At 66.7% G+C, this 23,575-nt stretch carries 24 protein-coding genes; 15 read left to right on the forward strand and 9 right to left on the reverse strand.

Translation table 11 applies throughout. The features are described 5' to 3' along the window. Positions 1 to 115 precede the first annotated feature (115 nt). On the reverse strand, positions 116 to 649 hold the full coding sequence (locus ASE13_RS11910; RefSeq protein ID WP_082596735.1) for a MarR family winged helix-turn-helix transcriptional regulator: 534 nt from the start codon (positions 647 to 649) through the stop codon (positions 116 to 118). A gap of 67 nt (positions 650 to 716) precedes the next feature. Between ASE13_RS11910 and ASE13_RS11915 the strand changes: the two genes are divergently transcribed. The 13 genes from ASE13_RS11915 to ASE13_RS11975 all read left to right on the forward strand — a co-directional run bounded on the left by ASE13_RS11915 (position 717) and on the right by ASE13_RS11975 (position 12,744). After that, entirely contained in the window at positions 717 to 2,228 is a 1,512-nt protein-coding gene (locus ASE13_RS11915) for an alpha/beta hydrolase (RefSeq protein WP_056615898.1), read from the forward strand. 60 nt (positions 2,229 to 2,288) lie between these two features. Continuing rightward, positions 2,289 to 2,711 carry a hypothetical protein gene (locus ASE13_RS11920; protein WP_056615900.1) on the forward strand — a complete coding sequence of 141 codons (423 nt, stop codon included), beginning with the start codon at positions 2,289 to 2,291 and terminating at the stop codon, positions 2,709 to 2,711. 96 nt (positions 2,712 to 2,807) lie between these two features. Then, on the forward strand, positions 2,808 to 4,928 hold the full coding sequence (locus ASE13_RS11925; RefSeq protein WP_056615903.1) for a TonB-dependent siderophore receptor: 2,121 nt from the start codon (positions 2,808 to 2,810) through the stop codon (positions 4,926 to 4,928). A gap of 5 nt (positions 4,929 to 4,933) precedes the next feature. After that, on the forward strand, positions 4,934 to 5,245 hold the full coding sequence (locus tag ASE13_RS11930; RefSeq protein ID WP_056615905.1) for a hypothetical protein: 312 nt from the start codon (positions 4,934 to 4,936) through the stop codon (positions 5,243 to 5,245). Then, entirely contained in the window at positions 5,242 to 6,741 is a 1,500-nt protein-coding gene (locus tag ASE13_RS11935) for a PepSY-associated TM helix domain-containing protein (protein ID WP_156404866.1), read from the forward strand. The genes ASE13_RS11930 and ASE13_RS11935 overlap by 4 nt, the downstream gene beginning before the upstream one ends. Beyond that, positions 6,738 to 7,061, forward strand: a complete 324-nt coding sequence (locus ASE13_RS11940; RefSeq protein ID WP_056615908.1) for a DUF3325 domain-containing protein — start codon at positions 6,738 to 6,740, stop codon at positions 7,059 to 7,061. The genes ASE13_RS11935 and ASE13_RS11940 overlap by 4 nt, the downstream gene beginning before the upstream one ends. 74 nt (positions 7,062 to 7,135) lie before the next feature. Beyond that, positions 7,136 to 8,260, forward strand: coding sequence for a sensor histidine kinase (locus tag ASE13_RS11945; protein ID WP_056615911.1), 1,125 nt, complete (start codon positions 7,136 to 7,138; stop codon positions 8,258 to 8,260). Beyond that, positions 8,257 to 9,048, forward strand: coding sequence for a LytR/AlgR family response regulator transcription factor (locus ASE13_RS11950; protein ID WP_056615914.1), 792 nt, complete (start codon positions 8,257 to 8,259; stop codon positions 9,046 to 9,048). Before ASE13_RS11945 ends, ASE13_RS11950 begins: the two co-directional genes overlap by 4 nt. A 118-nt stretch (positions 9,049 to 9,166) precedes the next feature. Next, positions 9,167 to 9,634 carry a hypothetical protein gene (locus ASE13_RS11955; protein WP_056615917.1) on the forward strand — a complete coding sequence of 156 codons (468 nt, stop codon included), beginning with the start codon at positions 9,167 to 9,169 and terminating at the stop codon, positions 9,632 to 9,634. Between the two features lie 51 nt (positions 9,635 to 9,685). After that, on the forward strand, positions 9,686 to 10,621 hold the full coding sequence (locus ASE13_RS11960) for a DUF5996 family protein (protein ID WP_056615921.1): 936 nt from the start codon (positions 9,686 to 9,688) through the stop codon (positions 10,619 to 10,621). Continuing rightward, entirely contained in the window at positions 10,621 to 10,824 is a 204-nt protein-coding gene (locus ASE13_RS11965) for a DUF2007 domain-containing protein (protein ID WP_056615924.1), read from the forward strand. The genes ASE13_RS11960 and ASE13_RS11965 overlap by 1 nt, the downstream gene beginning before the upstream one ends. A 145-nt stretch (positions 10,825 to 10,969) precedes the next feature. After that, positions 10,970 to 11,308: a P-II family nitrogen regulator gene (locus tag ASE13_RS11970; protein ID WP_056615927.1), complete on the forward strand. Its 339-nt coding sequence runs from the start codon at positions 10,970 to 10,972 to the stop codon at positions 11,306 to 11,308. A 14-nt stretch (positions 11,309 to 11,322) separates the two neighbouring features. Continuing rightward, positions 11,323 to 12,744 carry an ammonium transporter gene (locus ASE13_RS11975; RefSeq protein ID WP_056617708.1) on the forward strand — a complete coding sequence of 474 codons (1,422 nt, stop codon included), beginning with the start codon at positions 11,323 to 11,325 and terminating at the stop codon, positions 12,742 to 12,744. A gap of 621 nt (positions 12,745 to 13,365) precedes the next feature. On the opposite strand, the gene ASE13_RS11980 is transcribed toward ASE13_RS11975, so the two are convergent. From ASE13_RS11980 to recQ, 5 genes are read right to left on the reverse strand one after another with little or no spacing between them, the layout of a single operon-like run. Further along, the gene (locus ASE13_RS11980; protein WP_056615930.1) at positions 13,366 to 14,952 is read right to left on the reverse strand and encodes a GMC family oxidoreductase; all 1,587 of its coding nucleotides are present in this window, start codon (positions 14,950 to 14,952) and stop codon (positions 13,366 to 13,368) included. Next, a complete protein-coding gene (locus tag ASE13_RS11985; RefSeq protein WP_056615933.1) occupies positions 14,886 to 15,848 on the reverse strand; it encodes a sterol desaturase family protein in 963 nt (320 codons plus the stop codon). The genes ASE13_RS11980 and ASE13_RS11985 overlap by 67 nt, the downstream gene beginning before the upstream one ends. Positions 15,849 to 15,858: 10 nt before the next feature. Further along, positions 15,859 to 16,248, reverse strand: coding sequence for a hypothetical protein (locus ASE13_RS11990; RefSeq protein WP_056615936.1), 390 nt, complete (start codon positions 16,246 to 16,248; stop codon positions 15,859 to 15,861). Further along, entirely contained in the window at positions 16,245 to 16,673 is a 429-nt protein-coding gene (locus ASE13_RS11995) for a TIGR01244 family sulfur transferase (protein ID WP_056615939.1), read from the reverse strand. The genes ASE13_RS11990 and ASE13_RS11995 overlap by 4 nt, the downstream gene beginning before the upstream one ends. Further along, complete coding sequence (recQ, locus tag ASE13_RS12000) at positions 16,670 to 18,439, reverse strand: DNA helicase RecQ (protein WP_056615940.1); 1,770 nt, start codon at positions 18,437 to 18,439, stop codon at positions 16,670 to 16,672. The genes ASE13_RS11995 and recQ overlap by 4 nt, the downstream gene beginning before the upstream one ends. Before the next feature lie 115 nt (positions 18,440 to 18,554). Between recQ and ASE13_RS12005 the strand changes: the two genes are divergently transcribed. After that, positions 18,555 to 20,006, forward strand: coding sequence for an ATP-binding protein (locus ASE13_RS12005; protein WP_056615943.1), 1,452 nt, complete (start codon positions 18,555 to 18,557; stop codon positions 20,004 to 20,006). On the opposite strand, the gene ASE13_RS12010 is transcribed toward ASE13_RS12005, so the two are convergent. After that, positions 20,003 to 20,932 (reverse strand): alpha/beta fold hydrolase, encoded by a 930-nt coding sequence (locus tag ASE13_RS12010; protein WP_056615946.1) that lies wholly within the window; start codon positions 20,930 to 20,932, stop codon positions 20,003 to 20,005. The two genes, ASE13_RS12005 and ASE13_RS12010, sit on opposite strands and share 4 nt — an antisense overlap. A 38-nt stretch (positions 20,933 to 20,970) precedes the next feature. On the opposite strand from ASE13_RS12010, the gene ASE13_RS12015 reads away from it, so the two are divergent. Then, on the forward strand, positions 20,971 to 21,252 hold the full coding sequence (locus ASE13_RS12015) for a GNAT family N-acetyltransferase (RefSeq protein WP_056615948.1): 282 nt from the start codon (positions 20,971 to 20,973) through the stop codon (positions 21,250 to 21,252). Between the two features lie 150 nt (positions 21,253 to 21,402). Here ASE13_RS12015 and ASE13_RS12020 read toward each other — a convergent pair whose 3' ends face one another. Together ASE13_RS12020 and ASE13_RS12025 are read right to left on the reverse strand one after the other, a co-directional pair. After that, positions 21,403 to 23,223 carry an ABCB family ABC transporter ATP-binding protein/permease gene (locus tag ASE13_RS12020; protein WP_056615951.1) on the reverse strand — a complete coding sequence of 607 codons (1,821 nt, stop codon included), beginning with the start codon at positions 23,221 to 23,223 and terminating at the stop codon, positions 21,403 to 21,405. A gap of 139 nt (positions 23,224 to 23,362) precedes the next feature. Next, positions 23,363 to 23,554 carry a hypothetical protein gene (locus ASE13_RS12025; protein ID WP_156404868.1) on the reverse strand — a complete coding sequence of 64 codons (192 nt, stop codon included), beginning with the start codon at positions 23,552 to 23,554 and terminating at the stop codon, positions 23,363 to 23,365. Between the last annotated feature and the right edge of the window lie 21 nt (positions 23,555 to 23,575).

Genomic DNA, 23,575 nt, shown 5'->3' on the forward strand with positions numbered 1-23,575 from the left:
TCATCGTTCGGCCATTTGGCCACGCTCAGGTCCTGCGGCTGAGACGCGCCCCATATTCCGCGCGCCGTCTGCGGCTGCCATTTTCCGGTCTCCCAGGTCGCCACCGGATGTCCGATCAAGTCTCCAGCTGAAGCCGGACCTTTCGCAGCAAATGTGCGAGCTCCGTGCGTTCTGCCGGCGCAAGGCCGACGATCATCCGGGCCGCCTCGGCAAAATGGGCGGCGACCGCGTCGTCGATCAGGTGCACGCCCTCGGCAGTCAGCGTCGCCATGAGCGATCGGCGGTCCGCCGCATCCGGGCTGCGGCGGATCAGGCCGCGCTGCTCCAGCCGATTGAGGCACGCGGTCATCGCTCCGGAGGTGAGCAGCACCGACCTTCTGAGCGCAGTGGGGCTGAGCCGATACGGCGCTCCGGATCGCCGCAGGGTCGCCAGCACGTCGAGCTCGGTATAGCTGATCCCATGTCCGCGAAGGCGCTGGTCCGCCCCGGTCTGCACCAATGCTCCCACGTGCAGCAGGCGCCCGACCACCGCCATCGCCGATGCGTCCAGATCGGGCCGCTCGCGACGCCAGTCGTCGAGCAATTGGTCGACGACATCCTTGTCCAAATCAGGGGGCAGTGGTTCCTCGATCATTCCAGAAATCTTCATATCAAGTATCTTGACATGAAATCATATATCCTCGACGCCGTGCACCGCAAGCTGTTTGGGAGTTGCTATGCGATCGATCCTGCAATTGTTGGGCTGGGCGCTGGTGTCGCTCCCGCTCCAGGCGATCCCCTCGGTAGCCTCGGCCCAGTCCCCGAGCGCTCGAATCGTGACCGAGCAAGGAACCGTCAAGCTCTCGACCGGCGAGACCGTCGCTTACGAAATCGGCACTTTGTACGTGCCCGAGAACCGAAGCTCGCCGACGAGCCGCCGCATCGGGGTCGGATTCGCGCGGATCAAGGCGCCCCATCCCACGGGCGCGCCGGCGGTCTTCTGGCTGCCGGGCGGCCCCGGGCTGAGCGTCCTCGGCGCCTTCACGGACAATGATGCGGCGGCACAAAGCCGTCTGCGCTCATGGCTGACCTTCGGAGCGGTCGGCGATCTCGTGGTGATCGAGCAGCGCGGCTATACGAAGCGCGGCGAGATGCTCGAGGAGATGGCCGGGGCTTCGCCATCCGACAAGCCTGCCTCGGTGCATGCCGACGCCCTTGCGATGCAGGCGCTGGCCCGGCGCGCCGTCGCGCATCACGCCGACAAGGACCTTTCCGGCTATACGATCGAGGCATTCGCCGCCGACGTCGACGATCTGCGGCGCGCGCTCGGCTATGACAAGATCAGCCTGTTCGGCGGCAGCTTCGGCTCGCAATGGTCGCTGGCCGTGATGCGGTTCCATCCGGAGATCGTGGCGCGCGCCGTGCTCTCGAGCGTCGAGCCGCTCGACAATGGATTCGACATGCCCTCGCACGTCTTCGCGGCGCTCCAGCGGATCGCTTATGATGCGGATCGTGATCCCGGTCTCGCTCCTTTCCTGCCCAAAGGGGGGATGGCGGAGGCGATACGCGCCTTGCATCGACGGTTCGCGGCGGGGCCGATCCCGGTACGCGTCCACGACGATGCCGGCCGGCCCCAAACGGTCACGCTGGGAGCGGAGGATCTTCAGCTCGCCTTGTTGTCGCATACCGATGAAGCCGAGCATTGGCCCGCCTTCATCCTGTCGCTGTATCACGGCCATTACGATCAATGGGCGCGCGAGACATTGGCGGAACGCCGGGCAGGGCCGGTCAAGCTGATCGGGCCGCTTGCGGACAGCAGCCTCGGCGCCACCGCGGAGCGCCAGCAGCTGATGCGGACCGATCCGGCAACCGACCTGCTCGGCACGTGGAATTTCGAGGCGAACTTCGCCTCGGCGCCCGACTGGCCGACGCCAGACATGGGCGACGCGGTCCGGCGGCCGCGCGTGAGCACGATCCCCATCGTCTTCGTCCACGGAGACTGGGATACGTCGACTCCGATCGAGAACACCCTGGGCTTGCTGCCTTATTTCCCCAACGGCCACGCCATCCTCGTCCACCGCGGCGGGCATGACGGCGCCTTCTATCAATTGCGGGAAAGCCCCGCCGCAAAGCAGGCGATCCATGCCTTTCTGCGCACCGGCGCGACGGCCGATCTGCCGATCGAAGTCAGCCTGCCGGTGCCGAAGTTCGACTTGCCCGATTTCGCGCCACCGAAAGCGGTACGATGAGGCCGGACCTGGCAGGGTCCACTCTCGCGCTCGGAGGCCATATCGGATAGGCGCTCGGCCATGCCCTTCCTCCTCTTCCTCGCGGCCACCACGCCGCAAATCGTCGAATCGGTAGACTTCCCCGCGCTCGACGCGGCGATCGAGCGGTGCGACCGGGCGTCCGTTCTTCCGGTCTTTGCGGCTGAAGCCCACAGACGGAGCGCGGCGGTGACAGCCTTTTATGAGGAGCAGGTGCAGATCGCGGCCGAACGGATCGCCACTGCCGGCAAGCGGCGTGCGTTGCGAGAGGGAGGCGCGGCACCTGGAAGCGGACAAAGCGCGCCGGCCGCCTCCGATCAGGAACTCTCGCTCAAGCAATTGGCACTCGACGACCGGCAACACGCGCTGGACGATCAACGCCGACTGGAAACCATGCGCCAGGAAGCGGTCGACCTGAAACGCCAGTATTTCCTCAGCAAGTGCGCGGGCAAGAAGTCCGATTAGGCCGACCCCGAGGACATGCCGCCCGCGTGATGCTAATGCGATTGACTCGCAATATCCTCTTCCCTAGGAGCCGCGTCGGACGCACTGGGGAACAACATGAATCGATCCTTCCGCCATGCACTGCTCTCGAGTGCATTGCTCCTCCTGCCGGCCGGTCCGGCGTTCGCGGCCATGGATCCCGATCCTGTCGCGGACGAGGATACGCAGGACAAGGCCGAGATCGTCGTCACCGGATCGGTGGCGACCCAGTCGAGTTCGGCCACCGGGCTCACTTTGTCTCCCCGCGAGACGCCGCAATCGGTGACGATCGTCGATCGCCAGCGGATCGACGATTTCGCGCTCAACAACGTCAACGATCTGCTCGAGCAGGTCGTCGGCATCAATGTCGAGAAGGTCGAGACCGACCGGACCTATTTCAATTCGCGCGGCTTCGACATCACCAACTTCCAGGTCGATGGCATCGGCCTGCCGCTGATCTGGGGCATCCAGTTCGGCGATCTCGACACTGCCTTGTTCGACAGCGTCGAGGCGATCCGCGGCGCCAATGCGATCATGAGCGGGGTCGGCAATCCCTCGGCGACGATCAACTATGTCCGCAAGCGCCCCACCGACACGCTCAGGGCCAGTGCGTCGGCGCAGTTCGGCTCGTGGGACCAGAAGCGCTTCGAGGCGGATGTCGCCGGCCCGATCACCGACACGGTCGCCGCCCGGCTGATCTTCGCGCACGAGGATCGCGATTCGTATCTCGACTACAACCATGTCGATCGGAACGCGTACGGCGCGCTGCTGCGCTGGAAGGTCACGCCCGATCTCACCGCGACGATCGGCTATTCGCGGCAGGAGAACAAGGCGGACGGCGTGCTCTGGGGCGCGCTGCCGCTCACCTACACCGACGGCACCCGGATCGATTATCCGGCCTCGGCGTCGACTTCGGCCGACTGGACGTTCTGGAACGTCACCGACCAGAGCGCCTTCGCCGAGCTCGACTATCGATTTGGCGGCGGCTGGTCGGCCAAAAGCGTGCTCACCTACAAGCGCTTCGAGGAGCTTTCGAAGCTGCTCTATGCTTATGGCTATCCGGACAAGGCGACCGGGTTCGGCGTGGGCGGCATGACGGGCATCTATCCCTCGACCTACGACCAGTATCTCGCCGACTTCTATGCGTCGGGCCCGCTCCGGTTGTTCGGTCGCGAGCACCAGCTCGCCTTCGGCGTCTCCACTGCGCGCTCGGATGCGCTGGAGTGGGAGGATTTCTATCTCGGTGCAATCGATTTCCCGGCGGTTCAGGACTGGGGCCGCGTTCAGGTCGCCGAGCCGACCTATCCGGGCGAAGTTCTCGAAGCCGATTATACCGACCGGCTGACCCGTGCTTATGGCGCCGCGCACCTCAATTTCACGGATGACCTCAAGGCGGTGGTCGGCGCGAGCGCGATGTGGATCAAGTCGACCGGCACGTCCTACGGCACCGATCAGTCGCGCAAGGAAAGCGGCGTCAGCCCCTATATCGGCGCGGTCTATGACGTGACGCCGCATCTCTCGATCTATGCGAGCTATACCGGCATCTTCAATCCGCAGAGCGAAGTCGACATCAACCACGCGAAGCTCGATCCGGCCAAGGGCACCAGCATCGAGGGCGGCATCAAGAGCAACTGGTTCGGCGGCCGGCTCTACGCCACCGCTTCGCTGTTCCGCGCCAAGCAGACTGGGCTCGCCTCGTTCCTGGGCGTATTGCCCAATGGCGACAGCTATTACGAAGGCGTGGACACGACTTCGAAGGGTTTCGAGCTCGAACTCGCCGGCAAGGTCACGCAGAACTGGACGCTGAGCGGCGGCTATACCGGGCTCGAGATCGAGGACCAGGCCGGCAACAAGGCGCGGACCTTCCTGCCGACGAAATCGCTCAAGCTCGCGACCACCTATGCCGCGCCGCAGCTCAACGATCTCAAGCTCGGCGCGCAGCTGCGCTGGCAGAGCAAGATCCGCTATGCCGATGCCGGGGTGCAGGATTACGGCGTCGTCACCGGCGACGTGATCGTGTCGCAGGGCAGCTATGCGGTGGTCGATCTGATGGCGAGCATCCGCCTGCTCGATCGGGTGCGCGTGCAGGTCAATGTCCGCAATGTCGGCAACGAGAAGTATCTCGCGAGCCTGATGTGGGGGCAGGCATTCTATGCCGCGCCACGCAGCGCGAACGTCTCGCTCAGCTTCGCCTACTGATCGCCATGCATGGCGCGGTACAGAGGGGACCGGACCGACGGAGCTGGCGATACCGCGCCAATGTCGCCGCGCGCACGCTCGCCGGCACCATCGGCGCTTATGTGGTCGCGGCGCTGTTCGGCGCGGCGCTTGCGCGCATATTGCCGATGGAGCGACTGGAAGCGACCGTCGTTGCGACCCTGCTGGCGTTCCTCGTCGCCCCGGCGGTGACGGTCTGGGCCTATCTGGCGCGCGGGCCGTGGCGAGCTGTGGCGGGCGTGATCGGGCTGGCCGCTTTTCTCGCCGGGCTCGCCTGGTATGCGGGACCGCCGGCATGAGCGCGGTCCGCGAGGGCGCCCGCCAGGTCATGGCCTGGCTCCACGGCTGGACGGGACTGCTGCTCGGTCATGTTCTCCTCCTCATGTGCTTCGCCGGCACGCTGAGCGTCTTCAAGCCCGAGATCGGCCGCTGGATGCGCCCCGAGGCGGTCGCCACCGCCGCGCCGGTCGACGCGATCGCCGCGGCGACCGACTGGCTGAGCAAGAACGCCGTTGATTCCACCGGCTGGTATCTCACCGCCCCGGACGGCCGCATGAACACCGTCGAGGCGAGCTATGACAGCGGCGGCGCCTTCCTCTACCGCGCGCTCGATCCGGTGACCGGCGCACCGGTGGCGCGCGAGACGATGGGCGGCGAGTTCTTCTATCGCCTGCATTTCGAGCTCCAGCTTCCGTATCCCTGGGGACGGCTGCTCGCCTCGCTGGCGGCGCTGATGATGCTGGTGGCGCTGATCACCGGCATCATCGCGCATCGCCGCATCTTCCGCGATTTCTTCACCTTCCGCCCGGCCAAGGGGCAGCGCTCGTGGCTGGATGGCCATAACGCGTTGGGGGTCATGTCGCTGCCCTTCCACCTGATGATCACCTTCACCGGGCTCGTGACATTGGCGTCGCTCAACATGCCCTGGCCGATCACCGCCAATTATGGCCAGGATCCCACGGCGATGTACCAGGCTTTTACTCCGGGCGTGGTGAATCGGCCTTTGGCAGAGAAGAAGGCGCCGCTCGCCCCGATCGCCCCGATGCTGCGCGAGGCTGGCCGCCGCTTCGGCGGCGCCGCGATCGGGCGCGTCTATGTCCTCAATCCGGGCGACGCGGCGGCAGTGGTGACGGTGTTCCGCAGCGATGCCGGCCAGATCGCCTATGCGCCCGGCGAGATCAGCTTCGACGGCACGACGGGCCGGGTGCTCTCCGACTGGACCGAGATGCGCCCGGCGCTCAAGACCTACAACACCGTCTACGGCCTCCACATGGCCCGCTTCGCGCCCGGGCTGCTGCGCTGGCTCTATTTCCTCGGCGGCGCGATGCTGACCCTGACCATCGCGACCGGGCTGGTGCTGTGGGTGGTCAAGCGCCGCGAGCGGGCGCCGCTCTCAATCGGCAACCGCATCCTCGCGCGCCTGAACGCCGGGGCGATCGCCGGGGTGCTCCTCGGCGGCGTGGCCTATCTCTGGGCAAATCGCCTGCTTCCGCTCGACCTGCCGGCGCGTGCCGATGCCGAAGTGTCGATCGCGTTGTGGAGCGCGGGGATCGCGCTCCTGGCCGGCCTCGCTTTGCGTCCGACGATCGCCTGGCCGATATTGCTGGGACTGCTTGCGCTGGGTTGCGCGGGCGCGGCGCTGCTCGGCCTCGGCATCTCCGGCTTCTCGCAATGGGGCATGGACCTGGTCCTCCTCGCCGCCGCTGCCGCGCTGGCACTGATCGTGGTCCGGCAGATCCGCGCGCTCCGTGCACCCGCGGCGCCGCGCCGGGCGCGCGCAAGGGCGGCGGCATGATCTTCGCCGGCTTGCTCTATCTCGGCCTGTTCACCCTGGCGGCGAGCATGAGCCGGCATGCCCAGTTGGTGCCGGTGCAATGGCGGGCAGCGAAGCACGGCAATCGGCTGCAGGTTGCAGGATGGCTGCTCGTGGCCGCCTCGCTGATACTGGCCTTATGGTCCGCGGACTGGCCGATGCGGCTGCTCGCATGGATCGGACTGGCGCCGGTAGCGGGCGGCGTGGTGGCGCTCGGCCTGACCTACAATATCCGCTGGGCACGGATTGCCGCATTGCTCGCTTTCCTGCTCGTATTCGCTGGGATGGTCTCGCGCGGCTGACTGCACGCCGAACGTCGATTTCGAGCGACCGAGCGTCAGTCGACAGGCGTGCGGGCTTTTGCGATCAAGGCGCCGTGGATGCTCCCGATCCGGCCGCGCGACGCGAATTCTTCCTTGTCGATGAGGCGGGCCCGGACTCGCGGCCCCAGGCGCGTGCCGAAACCCGCGCCAAGCTGGTGCTCACGCTCAGCATGTGGGGCGCGAGCAGTGCGCTGTTCACGCTGGGAACGATCCTGCAGCACAGTCACATGGCGTTCGAGGGCGCCTTGCTCCGGATCGCCATGTCGGCCTGCGGCATCGCCATCTGCTACGGTCTGCATCGCCTGCTGCGACGGCTCTCTCATCGCTCGTTCCGAACGCGCGCGATTGCGGTGTCGGCGGTCGCGCCGTTCGTGGCGGAGACCTATGCCTGGGCCAATTATTTCGCCTTCGCCGCGCTCTACGGCCGGACCGCGCGCTTCGTCGTCGTCGACTGGAACGAGGCGATGTACGTGCTGTCGATGTGGACCTGGTTCTTCATCGCCTGGACCGGGCTGTATCTGGCGATCGAGTATAATTTCGACGCGCGGCACGAAGCCCAGCGTTCGGCCGAGCTGCGCGGCATGGCGCACGTCGCCAAGCTCAAGGCGCTGTCGAGCCAGATCAATCCGCATTTCCTGTTCAACAGCCTCAATTCGATCTCGGCGCTGATTCTCGACGGCCGCGGCGGAGAGGCGGAGCGGATGCTAGCACGGCTGTCGACCTTCTTCCGATCGACGTTGGCGATCGATCCGCTGGTCGATGTGTCGCTCGAGCAGGAATTCGAGCTGCACCGGCGCTATCTCGCGATCGAGCAGATGCGCTATCCCGATCTCGCCGTCGAAATCCTGCTGCCCGAGGAATTGCGGCGGGCGGCGGTGCCCGCGCTGATCATCCAGCCGCTGGTCGAGAATGCGGTCAAGCACGGCGTCGCGAAGTCGCGCCCGCCGACGCGGCTGTCGATCACCGCGGAGCGCGTCGGCGAGAGCCTCTCGATCCTGGTGGTCGATTCCGGCAACCCCGAAATCGAGCGCAAGGCATCGGGACCGGAGGGGATCGGCACCGCCAATGTCCGCCAGCGGCTCGCCGAATATTTCGGCGACGCGCAGAGCCTCACGCTGACGCCGGGGCGCGGCTGGTTCGAGGCGCGGGTGACGATGCCTTTGGCCTTTACGCGATGAGCGAAGACCGCATCCTGATCGTCGACGATGAGCCGCTGGCGCTGCGGCGGCTCGAAATCGTGCTCAGGGATCTGCCCGGGGTCCGGCTGGTCGGATCGGCGGCTTCCTGTCGCGAGGCGGTCCGCGCGATCGTGGAGCTTCGGCCCGATATCGTCCTGCTCGACATCCGGCTCCGCGACGGCACCGGCTTCGATATACTCGAGCAATTGCCTCCCGATGTGTCGCCGGCGGTGATCTTCACGACGGCATTCGATCATTTCGCGATCCGCGCCTTCGAAGTCTCGGCGGTGGACTATGTCCTCAAGCCCATCGAGACCGGGCGGCTCCAGGAAGCGATCGGGCGCGCACGAAACCGTCTTTCGGCCGATGGTTCGTTGCGCGAGGTCGAGGAGATGCGGCGGATCGTCGCCGATCTGCGCACCGGGTTCCAATCCGGCGGTCCCGCTCCTTACGAGACCGAATTGTGGATCCGTGGAGTCAGCGGCAGCCTGACCCATGTCGCGCTCGACCAGGTCGACTGGGTCAGCAGCGAGGATGATTATGTCCGGCTGCACACGCCCTCGGGATCGCATCTGCTGCGGCTTTCGATCAAGGCTCTGTCGGAGCGGATCGATTCGGCGAAATTCGTCCGCGTCCACCGCGCCGCATTGGTGCGCATCGCCGCGATCGCGCAGGTGCGCCAGACGCCCACCGGCCGACGCGACGTGATCCTGCGCGACGGCACCCGGATCGCGACGGGACGAGTCTATGCCAGGCGGCTGCGCGAGCTGCTGCGCGAACACGCATAGATAGAGGCAGTCGGCGCCGGACGTTCGGCGACGGATTTGCGACGTTCGCCCGCATCGTACTCCGCGAAAATTGCGCAGAGCCGCAAATGGAGTGGACGGCAAATGGGGGAGAGCTAGCTTGCGCAGGAAGACGATCGCGATCGCAACCTTGGTTGCGGGTACGCTCGACATCGCCGCGGCGATGATCACCACTGCGCTGCACGGCAAATCGATTGCCGGCATGCTCCAGTCCGTCGCCTCCGGTCCGCTTGGTGAATGGCCGCGGAGCGTCGGCTGGATCGGCGCCGCCGTCGGACTCGCGGTGCACTTCGCGATCATGGCGGTGATGGCCACCGCCTTCGTCGCGGCGGCGCGGCTGCTGCCGCGGGTGCGGGAATGGCGGCTGCTCTACGGCATGGCCTATGGCGCATTGCTCTATCTGGTCATGTACTGGATCGTGATTCCGCTGCGCTGGCCGTCGAGCTCGGGGGCGGCGGTCACGCCCCTGTCGGTGCTGATGCCGCTGGCGATCCATATCCTGCTCGTCGGCATTCCGATCGCGCTGATCGCCACCGCGGCGAAGGAGGTTCGCGCGCCGGTCGTTTGATTTTCGGCGCGGAGGCGGGGATACCGGCATTTATCACCGCAGGAGATCCGCATGACCGCGCGCGCATGGCCCGCTTTGGACTGGCAAGACGGCCGCGAGAGCGCGCTTCATCTGCAGTTGATGACGCAGATCGTCGGCAAGGTGCGGATCGCGCTGACGCCGTGGCTCAACCATGGCTGGCACGTGCCGCTCTATGTCACGCCGCGCGGGCTAGGCACTTCGCCGATTCCCTCCGAAGCCGGCCCGTTCGAGATCCACTTCGACCTCCGCGCGCACGTCCTGCACATTGCCACCGTTGCGGACATCAGAACATTGCCTCTCGAACCCGGCACCGTCGCGGGCTTTTACGCCAAAGTGATGGAAGCACTGCGCGAGCTCGGTATCGCGGTGACCATCGCGACATTGCCCAACGAGATGGCCGATCCGGTCCGTTTTCCCGAGGATCATGCCCCGCGGCCTTATGATCGCGACTGGATCGAGCGCTTTCACGACGCGCTCGTCCGCGTCGATCACGTGTTCAAGCAGTTCCGCACCGGCTTTCTCGGCAAGGCGAGCCCGGTCCACTTCTTCTGGGGCAGCTTCGATCTCGCCGTCACGCGTTTTTCGGGACGCGCCGCGCCGCCGCATCCGGGCGGCGTCCCCGGCCTTCCCGACGCCGTGACGCGCGAGGCCTATAGTCACGAAGTATCGAGCGCGGGCTTCTGGCCGGGCAGCGACGCTTGGCCGCGCGCCGCTTTCTATTCCTATGCCTATCCGGCACCCCCGGGGTCCGCCGAGGCGCCCGTCCGCCCGGCGGGCGCGCGCTTCGATGCCGCGCTCGGCGAGTTCATCCTCGACTATGAGGCTGTGCGCGCCACATCCGACCCCGAAGCGGCGCTGCTCGAATTCCTGCAATCGACCTATGAAGCCGCCGCGACGCTGGGCGACTGGGACCGCGCGGCGCTGGAATGCGCACCGGGCACCCCACGCAAGCCGAGGAACATATAATGGCACTCGTCGAACTCGGCCGCTTCGACCGGCAGGAAGCCTATATCGTCCAGTCGCGGCTGGAGAGCGAAGGCATCATGAGCTTCGTCTTCGATGCAGGGGCGAGCATCGCCGACGGCAGCTATCTGCTGATCCCGGTGCGCGTGATGGTCGACGACGAGGATGTGGACCTCGCCCGGAAAATGCTCGACGAGGCTGCCTGATTTTTGAGCAGACTTTCGCATCTGCACAAAAATTTACGCCTAAGTAACATTTAATTGCACGGCGGTGCGGCGGAATCGCGCGATTCTGCCTAATGGCACGGCCCTTGCTCCATGGTCCCCGGGTTAACCGCCAAGAGGGGGCGAAATGAAGCTCATCATCGCCATCATAAAACCGTTCAAGCTCGACGAGGTGCGCGAGGCGCTCACGCAAGTGGGCGTTACCGGCATGACCGTCACCGAGGTCAAGGGATTCGGCCGGCAAAAGGGCCAGACCGAAATCTACCGCGGCGCCGAGTACAGCACCAACATGGTGCCCAAGATCAAGCTCGAGATCGCCTGCGGCGCCGATATCGTCGACCGCGCGGTCGAAGCGATCCAGGCCGCAGCCAGCACCGGCGCGATCGGCGACGGCAAGATTTTCGTCCTCGATCTCGGCCAGGCGGTGCGCATCCGCACCGGCGAGACCGACGAGACGGCGCTGTGAAGAAGGGGGTCCAGATGAAGCTAGCAACCAAATTGGCCGCGGGGGCGGGTCTCGCCCTGTTCGCGGCTTTGCCCGCCTGGGCACAGGATGCCGCGCCCGCCGCGGCGGCGACGGTCGTGCCGACCGACGCCATGGTCAACAAGGGCGACGTCGCCTGGATGCTCGTCTCGGCGGCATTCGTGCTGATGATGTCGGTCCCGGGCCTCGCGCTCTTTTATGGCGGCCTCGTCCGCACCAAGAACATGCTGTCGGTGCTGATGCAGGTGCTCACCATCGTCTGCGTCGCGGGCCTGGTCTGGTGCGCCTGGGGCTATTCGATGGCGTTCACCAACGGCGGCAGCCTCAACGGCTTCGTCGGCGGCTTCTCGAAGGTGCTGCTCAAGGGCGTCGACGCGAACACGTTCGCGGCGACCTTCTCGAACGGCGTCTATCTGCCCGAGACCGTGTTCCTGGTCTTCCAGATGACCTTCGCGATGATCACCCCGGCGCTGATCGTCGGTGCGTTCGCCGAACGCATCAAGTTCACCCCGCTGATCCTCTTCGTGGTGGCATGGCTGACGCTCGTCTATTTCCCGATGGCGCACATGGTCTGGTATTGGCCGGGCCCGGACTTCCAGCCTGGCCTGCCCGACGATCACGGCTATCTCTGGGGCCTGGGCGCGCTCGATTTCGCCGGCGGCACCGTCGTTCACATCAATGCGGGTATCGCCGGCCTGGTCGGCTGCCTCGTGATCGGCAAGCGCGTCGGCTACAAGACCGACCCGATGCCGCCGCACTCGCTGACCATGACCATGATCGGCGCGGCCCTGCTGTGGGTGGGCTGGTTCGGCTTCAACGCCGGATCGAACCTCGAAGCCAACAAGTTCGCCGCGCTCGCCTTCGTCAACACCATGGTGGCAACCGCTGCCGCAGGTGCGATGTGGGCGATCATCGAGCAGATCATCCACAAGAAGCCGTCGCTGCTCGGCGCGGCCTCGGGCGTCGTCGCCGGCCTGGTGGCGATCACGCCGGCGGCAGGCTTCGCGCATCCGATGACGTCGATCGTGCTCGGCGCGGTCGCTTCGGGCGTGTGCTTCTTCTTCGTCACCACGGTGAAGAACAAGCTCAAGTACGACGATACGCTCGACGTGTTCGGCGTCCACTGCATCGGCGGCATCATCGGCGCGATCGGCACTGCGATCGTCGCCAATCCGGCGCTGGGCGGCCAGGGGTTCATGGACTTCAACGTGATCCCGGCCGTCGCGGGCACCTATGACATGGGCGCGCAATTGCTCACCCAGACCAAGGCTGTCGGCGTGACCCTGCTGCTCTCGGGCGGCGTGTCGGCAGTGCTGTTCCTTGCACTCAAGTACACGATCGGCCTTCGCCCGAGCCGCGAAGTCGAGCTCGAAGGGCTCGACATCAACGAGCATGGCGAACGCGCCTACAACTACTGACGAGATCGGGCGCCGCGCATCTCTCCTGCCAGCGCGGCACCCAACCGAAGTTCCTCCTGCGGACGACTGGGCCGGTGGTTTTCGAACCGCCGGCCCTCTTTTTTGCATGTCGCGCGGTTGACACGGGTTCGGGCATCCGCCGGGCCGGTTGACACGTAGAAGCCGGGATGTAATCGGAGAATTGTTTGAATTTACAAATGCTTGCTGCAAGATTCGATGCGGTTGTCAACCAAGAGGTTGGTTGACACGTTGACACGATAGCGCGTTGACATCTGTGTCAACCAACGCGTGTCAAGCACGGCGCCGGCGCGAATGTCGCAAATCACAAAGTTCAAAGAGCGGCGGGGACGCAGCCCCGCACCGCTAGCCAAGCAGGCGAAATCCTACATTGCAAGCGCGAGTCCGACCGGGAGGGGCCGGGTCGTGAACCTGTAAAGGGAGTGGTCGCTAACGACCCAGTTGCGGACCTTCCTTGCTCCCCTCTCTGCAAGGGAGGGGCAGGGGGTGGGTGCGAGCGCAGCGAGCCCTGCGATGCGCCTTGAAGAAAGAAAAGACCGGGCATCGAGCCCGCTCTTTTCTACCCACCCCCGACCCCTCCCTTACAGGGAGGGGAGATTTGGTTCACGTACCCAATTCCTCCGCAAGGAACGCGGCGCAGCGTTCGCCGATCATGATGCTGGGGGCATTGGTGTTGCCGCCGATCAATCGCGGCATCACCGAGGCGTCGGCGAGGTAGAGGCCGTCCACGCCGCGCACCTTGAGCCGCGGATCGACGACCGCGGCTTCGTCCGATCCCATCCGCGCGGTGCCGACGGGGTGATAGACAGTGTCGGCGCGGGTGCGGATCAGGCTTTCCAGCGCGGCATCGTCGGCCAGGTCGACGGGATAGCGATCGCGGCCCTTATAGTCCGCCAGCGGCGGGGTATCGAGGATGCGGTACATCGCCCGCACCCCGGCCTTGAGCACGTCCATGTCGCGCTGGTCGGAGAGGAAAGCGGGGTCGATCAGCGGCGCCGAAGCCGCATCGGGCGACTGGAGCCGGACGGTGCCGCGGCTCTCGGGGCGGAGCACGCAGGCGTGGCAGCTATAGCCATGCCCCTTCACCTTGGTGCGGCCATGATCCTCGACGATCGCGATGAGGAAGTGGAGCTGGACGTCGGGCCGGCCGCCGGCGAGCTCGGTGCGCAGGAAGCCGCCGGCCTCGGCAAAGGGCGAGGTCATCCCGCCGCGGCGCGTGAACAGCCACTGGGCCATCGCGCCAAGCGACTTGAGCGTGCCCAGCGGCGAACGGCCGAGGAAGAAGCTGCCCTGGGTCTCGAACGCCGCGACATAGTCGATATGGTCCTGAAGGTCGGAACCCACCGCCGGACGATCGAGCCGCACCTCGATCCCCATTTCGGCGAGATGCGCAGCCGGGCCGATTCCCGACAGCATCAGCAATTGCGGAGTCTGGAAGGCGCCGGCGGCGAGGACGACTGCGCGTCGGGCGCGAATTTCGCGCGCCTGTCCGTCCTTTCGATAGGCGACGCCCGAGGCGCGGCCATGGGTGAACAGGATGCGATCGACCAATGCGCCGCAGACGATCTCCAGATTGTCGCGCGCGGCGGTGGGCAGATAGGCGCGCGCGGCGGTCCAGCGCTCGCCCCCTTTCTGGGTCACCTGATACAGGCCGACGCCGTCCTGCTGCGCGCCGTTGAAGTCGGGATTTACCGGGATCTGCAGCCGCGACGCCGCCTCGATGAAGGCCCAGGAGCCCGGATGGGCGAAATCCTGGTCGCTGACCCAGAGCGGGCCGTCACTGCCGTGCAGGGCATCGGCGCCCCGCGTGTTGTGCTCGCTCGTCCGGAACCAGGGCAGGACGTCGTCCCAGCCCCAGCCGGTGCAGCCGAGATCGCGCCATTCGTCATAATCCTGCCGGTGGCCGCGGATGTAGAGCATCGCGTTGATCGCGCTCGATCCGCCGAGCCCCTTGCCGCGCGGCTGATAGCCGCGCCGGCCATTCAGGCCGGGCTGGGGCACGGTCTCGAACTGCCAGTTGGTCTTGTCGGTCTGGAACGGCATCATGCCGGGCATGATCGTCTTGAGGCCGGTATTGCGTCCGCCCGCCTCGAGCACGGCGACGGTGTATTTGCCGCCTTCGCTCAGGCGGCCCGCGACGGCGCTCCCGCCCGATCCGCATCCGATGACGACGATATCGGCTTCTTCCACATTTCCCCCCGCTCCTGGCGCGCTGCTTCCCAGCGCGCCTTTATCGTTTCCGACGTGTCCCTGCTGCCGTCGTGGCTCCACCCCGGCGGCCGGACCATGTAGTTGAGCCGGGCACGCCAGTCGGGCGCGTGCCAGACGTCCTTCGCGATCCCGACCCATTCATGGGTTGCCGCCCACAGGATGTTGAAGCTGCCGAGATTCTTGACGATGCCGTAGCGCGGCTTGTCGTCGTCGCGCTCGGGCTCGAACGTGCCGAGCAGCCGATCCCAGACGATGAACACCCCGGCATAATTGCGATCGAGATAGCGCGGATTGGTCGCGTGGTGGACGCGGTGGTGCGACGGCGTGTTCATCACGGCCTCGAACCAGCGCGGCATCCGGCCGATCACTTCGGTGTGGATCCAGAACTGGTAGATCAGGTTGAGCCCCGCGACGAAGAAGACCATCGCCGGCGGGAAGCCGATCAGGAACAAAGGCAGCCGGAACAGGAAAGCCAGGCTGAAGAAGCCGGTCCAGGTCTGCCGCAGCGCAGTCGACAGATTATAATGTTGGCTCGAATGGTGGATGACATGGCTCGCCCAGAACCAGCGGATGCGGTGCGCCGAGCGGTGGAAGAGATAATAAGCGAAATCGTCGAGCACGAACGCGATGGCGAACCAGTACCAGGCATAATCGATCTCGAAGAGCCGGAACTGCCACACCCAGGTCGCCAGCGCGAAGACCATGCCGCCCGAAAGCACGCCGGCGACGGTGCTGCCGGTGCCGAGCGCCAGGGAGGTCAACGTGTCGCGCGGTTCGTAGCGGCTGCGATCCTTGATCCGCGCGACCACCATCTCCGCGAGCACCAGCAGCACGAAGGCGGGAATGGCCAGCGTCACGGGATCGGCGAGCGTCATGCTCTCGGACTTACATCAATGTAAGTTGCGCTTCCAGCCTGTCGACATCCTCGGGAAGCACCCCGTAGAGCAGCACCGGGCCGAACATCCGCTCTCCGCTTTCGACCGTCACCCCTTCGGGCGAGGGCCGGCGCCAGAGCGGGCGGGCCAGCCGGCGTGCGGCGACCTTGGCGCCGTGGCGCTTGAGCAAGGCGATGCCGTCATTGCCGAGCACCAATGCCGCCGCGCCGTTGGTGCCGACCAGCGCATCCCGCGCGACGAAGCCGCTCAATGCATCTTCGGCCATCCGCTTGGCGGTTTCGGCATCGGCGATGCGGCTTTCGCCCAGCTTGAGCAGCCACGAGATCAGGACCAGCACCAGGACGGCGGCGACCGAGCCGCCGAGCTGCATCCAGTTCATGCGCGGCCGGAAAGCGCGTCGAGCAGCGGACGGATGCCCGAAATGTCATAGCCTGCACCGGCGGCCTTGGCGGTAAGCGCGTCGGGGTCGCCGCCGCGGCTGGCCTCGGCCAGCGCCCAGAGGTTGCACGAACGCGTGCCCGAGCGGCAATAGGCCAGCACCGGCCCGCCGGCGGCTTCGAGCGCCTTGACCATCGCCTCGACCTGCGTCGCCGAGAAGCCGGCATGCGTGACCGGGATCTCCGCATAAGCGAGCCCCGCGGCTTCGGCCGCGGCGCGGACCGCGTCGCCGGTCGGCTGGCCGAGTTCCTCGCCTTCGGGGCGATTGTTGACGATCGCCTTGAACCCGGCATCGGCGAAGCCGGCCACGTCCTCGGGCGCGATCTGCGGTGCCACCGATATCTGCTCGTCGATCTTCCGGATCATGCCGCCTCGCGAATTACTTGCAGGAATACCGATCCATAGGCTTCGAGCTTGCGCGCGCCAACGCCCGAAAGCTGGCCGAGCGCATCCAGCGTCCCGGGCCGGAGCATCGCCATGTCGCGCAGCACCGAATCGTGGAAGATCACATAAGGCGGCAGGCCCGCCTCCATCGCGATCTCGCGGCGCTTGGCGCGCAAGGCCTCGAACAACGGATTGCCGATCGGATTGACGCCGCCGCTTGCCGCCCGCCCGCGCGACCGCCGCTCGCGCTTGGGCGGGAGGACGAGCTTGACCTCGACTTCGCCCTTGAGGATCGGCTTGGCGCCGGGGCCGAATTCGAGCCCGCCATGGGCATTGGCCCGCAGCGCGTCGCGCAGCAGCAGCGCGCGTGCCACGGGCTTGAGCAATGCCGCTTCCTCGCCGTCGACGATACCGAACACCGAGAGTTTCTCGTGCCCGTTCATCAGGCTGCGCTCGCTCGACTGGCCGAGCAGCACGCTCTCGATATAGCCGACGCCGAACATCATGCCGGTGCGGAACACCGCCGAGAGGAATTTCTGCGCTGTGACGCTGGCGTCGATCGCCGCGGGCGGGCTCAGGCAATTGTCGCAATTGCCGCAATTCTCCGGCGCGTCCTCGCCGAAATGGCGGAGCAGGATCCGCCGCCGGCAGCCGGCGGTCTCGACCAGCGCGCCGAGCGCAGAGAGCCGTGCGCGCTCGCCCGTCTGCCGTCCGGGCTCGACTTCGCCGATCCGCTGGCGGGCGCGGGCGAAATCGTCGGCGCCCCAGAAGAGATGCGCGACCGCCGGATCGCCGTCGCGGCCCGCGCGCCCGGTTTCCTGGTAATAGGCCTCGATCGACTTGGGCAGCCCGGCATGCGCGACGAAGCGGACATCGGGCTTGTCGATCCCCATCCCGAACGCGACGGTGGCGACGATCACCATGTCCTCGCTCGCCACGAACGCCGCCTGGTTGCGGCGGCGGATCGAGGGATCGAGGCCGGCATGATAAGGCAGCACGCTGCGCCCGGTCTCGGCGAGCTTGCCGGCGAGCTTGTCCACGCCGGCGCGGGTCTGGGCATAGACGATGCCCGGGCCCGGTTGCTCGGCGATCAGGTCGACGATCTGGCGCGTCGTGTTCTCGCGCGGGACGATCGTGTAGCGGATATTGGGCCGGTCGAATCCGGCGATGATCAGCCCGTCCTGCGGGATGCCGAGCTGCTCGAGGATGTCGGCGCGGGTATGCGCGTCGGCGGTGGCGGTCAGCGCCAGCCGCGGGACGTCGCCGAACCGGTCGAGCAGCGGCCGCAACAGCCGGTAATCGGGGCGGAAATCATGCCCCCATTCGGAGACGCAATGCGCCTCGTCGATCGCGAACAATGAGAGCTTCGCCTGCCCCAGCAGGTTGCGGAACCCTTCGCCCGAGGCGCGTTCGGGCGCGACATAGAGCAAGTCGAGATCGCCCGCGCGGAACCGCTGGATCGTCTCTTCGCGATTCTCGTCGACCGAAGTAAGCGTCGCCGCGCGGATGCCCACCGCTTCTGCGGCGCGAAGCTGGTCGTGCATCAAGGCGATCAGCGGCGAGACGACCACGCAGGTCCCGTCGAGCGCAAGGCTCGGCACCTGATAGCAGAGCGACTTGCCCGCGCCCGTCGGCATCACTGCCAGCGTGTTGGCGCCCGCCATCACGCGATCGACCACCTGGCGCTGCACGCCGCGGAAATCGGGAAAGCCGAACGTCTTGTGGAGGATGTCGAGCGGGTCGGTCACGCCGCCCCTATCCCCCGGCGCGCCGCAACGGGCAAGTTCCGTCCACAGCAATGCGCCGAACCGCCCACACGGGGCCTTGCCTGCCGGGGGCGCCATCCGCCAAAGCGGCAGGCGAATGACGGTTCGCGTGGAAATGGGGAAGGACACGGGCGGGGCGGCCGTGTCGATGGATCTCGAGGAGCTCCTGGCCACGCGCCTGCTCGTCCAGGGCAATTCGGGGTCGGGCAAGTCGCATTTGCTGCGCCGCCTGCTCGAGCAATCCGCCGGGCAGGTCCAGCAGGTTGTGATCGATCCCGAAGGCGATTTCGTCACGCTGGGTGACCGCTACGGCCATATCGCGATCGAGGCTTCGGAGCATAGCGAGCGCGACGTCGCCCGGTTCGCGACGCGCATCCGGGAGCATCGCGCGTCGGTGGTGCTCAGCCTCGAGGGACTCGAGGCCGAGGGCCAGATGAAATGCGCCGCCGCGTTCCTGAACGGACTGTTCGATGCGCCGCGCGAACATTGGTATCCGGCATTGGTGGTGGTCGACGAGGCGCAGCTTTTCGCGCCGGCCGGCGGCGGCGAAGTGGCCGAGGACGTGCGCCGCGCCTCGCTCTCGGCGATGACCAATTTGATGTGCCGCGGCCGCAAGCGCGGACTCGCCGGCGTGATCGCCACCCAGCGGCTCGCCAAGCTCGCCAAGAATGTCGCGGCCGAGGCCTCGAACTTCCTGATGGGGCGGACCTTCCTCGACATCGACATGGCGCGTGCCGCCGATCTGCTCGGCATGGAGCGCCGCCAGGCCGAGGCGATCCGCGACTTGCAGCGTGGCCATTTCCTCGCGCTCGGGCCGGCAGTGGCGCGGCGGCCGGTGGCGATCCAGATCGGCGCGGTCGAGACCAGTGCGCGCAGCTCCAGCCCCAAGCTGACGCCGCTGCCGCAGGCGCCGGCGGAGGATTTCAGGGATTTGCTGCTCGCCCCCGCGGAACCGAGCTGGAGCCCGCCCGCACCGGCGGCCCCGGTACCGGTCCCGTCCGAACGGCTGATCGAAGCGCTCGCCCGCGCGACGCCGACGCCGGTCGAGGCTGCGCCTGACGTGCCCCCAGAGGAAGCCGCCGAGCGCATCGCGGACGTACTGCGCGACATCGTCGAGGATGCCGAATCGACCTATCGCTCGCCTTCGGTGCTCTATCAGGATTTCCTCGTGCGCTGCCGGATGGTCGGGCTGGCGCGTCCGCCGCTCGATCTCTCCGGGTTCGTGCGCCGGCTCTCGGCGGCGCGCGCGGGCATTCACGGCGATCCCGATGCGGACTGGGCACAGGCGCTCGATGCCGCGCGCGCACTTCCCGACGACATGCTCGGGCCCTTCCTGCTCGTCGCCCGCGCCGCGCGCGAAGGGCTGCCCTGCCCGAGCGACACCGAACTCGCCGCGACTTATGGTACCAGCTCGCTCGGCCGCGTCCGCCGACTGCTCACCTATATCGAGAGCAAGGAGTTGTTCGTCACGCGCGTCGATCTGGCCGGCAAGCGCTCGATCACGATCCCGCGGCTGGGCTGGACGACCCAGCCTGCCGAAGTCGGCTAGGTCGGCAGCACGCGCCGCAGCCACGCCTCGGTTTCTGCCGGGTGCGTCACCGGCAGCATATGGCCGCCGTCGATCAGCTCGATCGTCGCGCCGGGAATCTCGGTGGCGGTGCGTTCGCCGTTGAGGCCGGGATCGAGCACCGCGTCGCTGCGGCCATAGAGGATCGCCACCGGCACACGCATTTCGCCATAGCGTGCAGTGAGTGCCGCCATTTCGGTCGGCACGGTGCGGAGCTCGAACGATCCCGCCATATAGCTCTTCGGCCGCACCGCCAGCGCGCCGCCGCCGGCCAGAGCGAAGTCGGCAGGAACGGGATCGGGGGCGAAGATCGCGGCCGCAGTGCGGGGGCCGTTGCGCAGTCCGACCGGCACTGCCACCGTCCAGGCCAGCACCGGACGCAGCACCGGCGGCGCTAGCAGGCCCCTGAACGGCGCGGGCGCAGTCTCGACGACCTGGCTGAGCGGCGCGATCAGCGCGAGACCGCGGACCAGATCGGGCCGATCGAGCGCGAGCGCGAGGCTCACCGCGCCGCCCAGCGAATGGCCGACCAACAGCGGCTTATCGAGCGCGAGCTGTTCGATCAGCGCCGCGATCATCTTCGCCTGCGCGACGATGCCGGGCCGCGCGCCCTCGAGCGACGAATGTCCCCAGCCCGGCCGATCGACGAGGATGATGCGATGATCGGCGGCGAGCTGGCCGGCGAGTGAATGCGAGAAGTTGCGGAGCTGCCCCATCAGGCCGTGGACCATCACGATCGCGGGGCCCCCGGCATCGGGGTTGAGCTCGACATAATGGAGCCGCGCGCCGGGCACTTCGGCGAACTTGCCCTCGGCAGGCACCATCTCCTCGGCCTTGCGCCCGACATAGGCCGACCAGCCGGCGAGCCCGAGCACGAATGTCCCGAGCACTCCCAAAGGTATGAGCATCGCTTTCCTCTCCCGCCGCGCCGGGCTAGAGCCTAGGCATGTCCGACGTACGCAACAACGAAGAACGCAGCCGCTATGAATTGGTCGAGCAGGGCCATCTCGCCTTCTCGGCCTATGAAATAGACGGCGAGGTGATCACGTTCACCCACACGGTGGTGTCACCGGCGCTGCAGGGAATGGGCATCGGCAGCCGGCTGATCGTCGGCGCGCTCAGCGATGTGCGCAGCCGCGGGTTGAAGGTGCGTGCGCAATGCCCGTTCGTCGCGGCTTATATCGCGAAGCATCCTGAGTGGCAGGATTTGCTGGTCGGGGCTGAGTAACGGGCCACCCCCCAATTCGTCATCCCTGCGAAGGCGGGGACCCATCTCCTGAGCGAGCGGCAAAATGCACCGGCACGCTTGTGGAAACTGCCGGAGATGGGTCCCCGCTTTCGCGGGGATGACGCCTAATGAATATGGGTCCTAGACCACCTACTCCGCCGCCAGTTCCTCGCCTTCCTCGCGCTCCTGCGCCTGGCGGGTCCACATCTCGGCATAGAGGCCACCCTGGCGGAGCAGCTCGGCATGCGTGCCCTGCTCGGCGACGCGTCCGGCTTCGAGCACGACGATGCGATCGGCATGGACCACGGTCGACAGGCGGTGCGCGATGACGATCGTGGTGCGGCCGCGCTCGATCGCCTCCAGCGTCGCCTGGATATCGGCCTCGGTGCGGCTGTCGAGCGCGCTGGTCGCTTCGTCGAGGATCAGGATCGGCGGGTTCTTGACCAGGGTCCGCGCGATCGCGACGCGCTGCTTCTCGCCGCCCGACAGCTTCAATCCGCGCTCGCCGACGCGCGTGTCGAAGCCTTCCGGGAGCGACTGGATGAAGCCGGCGATCGCAGCACCGCGCGCCGCATTCGCGATCTCGTCGGGGCCGGCGCCTTCGCGGCCATAAGCGATGTTGTAGCCGATCGTGTCGTTGAACAGCACCGTGTCCTGCGGGACGATGCCGATCGCGGCGCGCAGGCTGGTCTGCGTCACGTCGCGGATGTCCTGTCCGTCGATCGTGATCCGGCCGCCGGTGACGTCGTAGAAACGGTACATCAGCCGCGCGAGCGTCGACTTGCCCGCGCCGGAGGGCCCCACCACCGCCACCGTCGCACCCGCCGGGATATCGAGATCGATGCCCTTCAGGATCTCGCGGTCGGGATCATAGCCGAACTCGACATTCTCGAAACGGACATGGCCGCGCGCCACGTTCAGCGGCACGGCATTCGGCGCGTCGGCGATCTCGGTCCGGGTGTCGATCAGGTCGAACATGGCCCCCATGTCGATCACGCCCTGACGGATCGTTCGATAGACCCAGCCGAGCATGTCGAGCGGGCGGAAGAGCTGGCTGAGCAGAGTCGAGACGAGGACCACGTCGCCGGCGGTGAACTTGCCCGAGCTCCAGCCAAAGACGATCAGCGCCATCCCCGCGCCGAGCATGGCGTTGGTGATAAGCGCCTGGCCGATATTGAGCCAGGCGAGCGAGTTCTCGGATGTGACCGCCGCCTTCATGTACGACGCCATCGCGCGATTGTAGCGCGCGGACTCGCGTGCCTCGGCGTTGAAATACTTCACCGTCTCGAAATTGAGCAGCGAATCGACCGCGTGCGCGACCGCGCCGGTGTCGAGGTCGTTCATCTGCTCGCGCAGCTTCGAGCGCCAGTCGGTCACCCAGCGCGTGAAGGCGATATAGACGACCACCATCACCAGCGTGCCCACCACCAGCCACACGCCGAAGCGCGTCCAGAAGATGCCGAGCACCAAGGCCAGTTCGAGGATCGTCGGCGCGATGTTGAACAGCAGGAAATAGAGCATCGTATCGATGCTCTTGGTGCCGCGCTCGACCACCTTGGTGATCGCGCCGGTCCGGCGCTCGAGGTGGAAGCGCAGCGAGAGGCGGTGAAGATGCGCGAACACGTCCGACGCGAGCCGCCGCGTCGCGTCCTGACCCACCTTCTCGAACACCGCGTTGCGCAGATTGTCGAACAGCACGGCGCCCAGCCGGGCGGCGGCATAGCCGACCACCAGAGCGGTCACCAGCCAGACCGCGTCGCGCGACCCGCTCGCCATCCGGTCGATCGCGCCCTGTAGCGCGAACGGCGCGCCATAGACCTGGACGAGCTTGGAGATCACGACGAGGACCAGCGAAATCACGATCCGCGCACGAAGCCCGGGCGAGTCCTTTGGCCACAGATAGGGCAGAAAGCGCCGCATCGTCGCGAGCAGCGGCCGCTCGGGCGCGGAATCAGGAACTTGCGGAGGCATCACGTCGCGATTTGGGGCGTCGGGCGCCGCGATGCAACGTTTCGCCGGAACGTGGGCTGTGCCGGACCAGAGATTGATCCAGCCATTTGTGTTCCCCGGCCTTCGCCGGGGAACAGCTTCGAACGCGGTGAATCCGACTTTAGCGTTCGCGTTCGATCGGCAGTGCCCAGCGGATCTGGTCGCGCAGCAGCGCTTCGAGATCGTGCGCGCCGGCATTGTAGGCGGCGGCCCGCTTGCGCAATAGCGTCACCAGCAGCGCGGCACGGTTCTCCGGCCGCTCCGATGCGGCTCGCCCCTGCGCCAATGCGCGCGACAGCTGGAACGAAAGCATGGTCATCTCCATCGCTTGGCG

The organism is Sphingomonas sp. Root241, from assembly GCF_001428865.1.
GTDB lineage: Bacteria > Pseudomonadota > Alphaproteobacteria > Sphingomonadales > Sphingomonadaceae > Sphingomonas.

What these genes read in the sequence shown, in the direction of transcription:
- ASE13_RS11935 (WP_156404866.1), top strand. Translation starts at nt 5,242, where the DNA reads ATGAGCGCGGTCCGCGAGGGCGCCCGCCAGGTCATGGCCTGGCTCCAC.
- ASE13_RS11975 (WP_056617708.1), top strand. Translation starts at nt 11,323, where the DNA reads ATGAAGCTAGCAACCAAATTGGCCGCGGGGGCGGGTCTCGCCCTGTTC.
- ASE13_RS12015 (WP_056615948.1), top strand. Translation starts at nt 20,971, where the DNA reads ATGTCCGACGTACGCAACAACGAAGAACGCAGCCGCTATGAATTGGTC.
- ASE13_RS11950 (WP_056615914.1), top strand. Translation starts at nt 8,257, where the DNA reads ATGAGCGAAGACCGCATCCTGATCGTCGACGATGAGCCGCTGGCGCTG.
- ASE13_RS12020 (WP_056615951.1), bottom strand. Translation starts at nt 23,223, where the DNA reads ATGCCTCCGCAAGTTCCTGATTCCGCGCCCGAGCGGCCGCTGCTCGCG.
- ASE13_RS11915 (WP_056615898.1), top strand. Translation starts at nt 717, where the DNA reads ATGCGATCGATCCTGCAATTGTTGGGCTGGGCGCTGGTGTCGCTCCCG.
- ASE13_RS11960 (WP_056615921.1), top strand. Translation starts at nt 9,686, where the DNA reads ATGACCGCGCGCGCATGGCCCGCTTTGGACTGGCAAGACGGCCGCGAG.
- ASE13_RS11970 (WP_056615927.1), top strand. Translation starts at nt 10,970, where the DNA reads ATGAAGCTCATCATCGCCATCATAAAACCGTTCAAGCTCGACGAGGTG.
- ASE13_RS11985 (WP_056615933.1), bottom strand. Translation starts at nt 15,848, where the DNA reads ATGACGCTCGCCGATCCCGTGACGCTGGCCATTCCCGCCTTCGTGCTG.
- ASE13_RS11965 (WP_056615924.1), top strand. Translation starts at nt 10,621, where the DNA reads ATGGCACTCGTCGAACTCGGCCGCTTCGACCGGCAGGAAGCCTATATC.
- ASE13_RS11925 (WP_056615903.1), top strand. Translation starts at nt 2,808, where the DNA reads ATGAATCGATCCTTCCGCCATGCACTGCTCTCGAGTGCATTGCTCCTC.
- ASE13_RS12025 (WP_156404868.1), bottom strand. Translation starts at nt 23,554, where the DNA reads ATGCTTTCGTTCCAGCTGTCGCGCGCATTGGCGCAGGGGCGAGCCGCA.
- ASE13_RS11990 (WP_056615936.1), bottom strand. Translation starts at nt 16,248, where the DNA reads ATGAACTGGATGCAGCTCGGCGGCTCGGTCGCCGCCGTCCTGGTGCTG.
- ASE13_RS11940 (WP_056615908.1), top strand. Translation starts at nt 6,738, where the DNA reads ATGATCTTCGCCGGCTTGCTCTATCTCGGCCTGTTCACCCTGGCGGCG.
- ASE13_RS11995 (WP_056615939.1), bottom strand. Translation starts at nt 16,673, where the DNA reads ATGATCCGGAAGATCGACGAGCAGATATCGGTGGCACCGCAGATCGCG.
- ASE13_RS11920 (WP_056615900.1), top strand. Translation starts at nt 2,289, where the DNA reads ATGCCCTTCCTCCTCTTCCTCGCGGCCACCACGCCGCAAATCGTCGAA.
- ASE13_RS12005 (WP_056615943.1), top strand. Translation starts at nt 18,555, where the DNA reads ATGACGGTTCGCGTGGAAATGGGGAAGGACACGGGCGGGGCGGCCGTG.
- ASE13_RS11930 (WP_056615905.1), top strand. Translation starts at nt 4,934, where the DNA reads ATGCATGGCGCGGTACAGAGGGGACCGGACCGACGGAGCTGGCGATAC.
- ASE13_RS12010 (WP_056615946.1), bottom strand. Translation starts at nt 20,932, where the DNA reads ATGCTCATACCTTTGGGAGTGCTCGGGACATTCGTGCTCGGGCTCGCC.
- ASE13_RS11910 (WP_082596735.1), bottom strand. Translation starts at nt 649, where the DNA reads ATGAAGATTTCTGGAATGATCGAGGAACCACTGCCCCCTGATTTGGAC.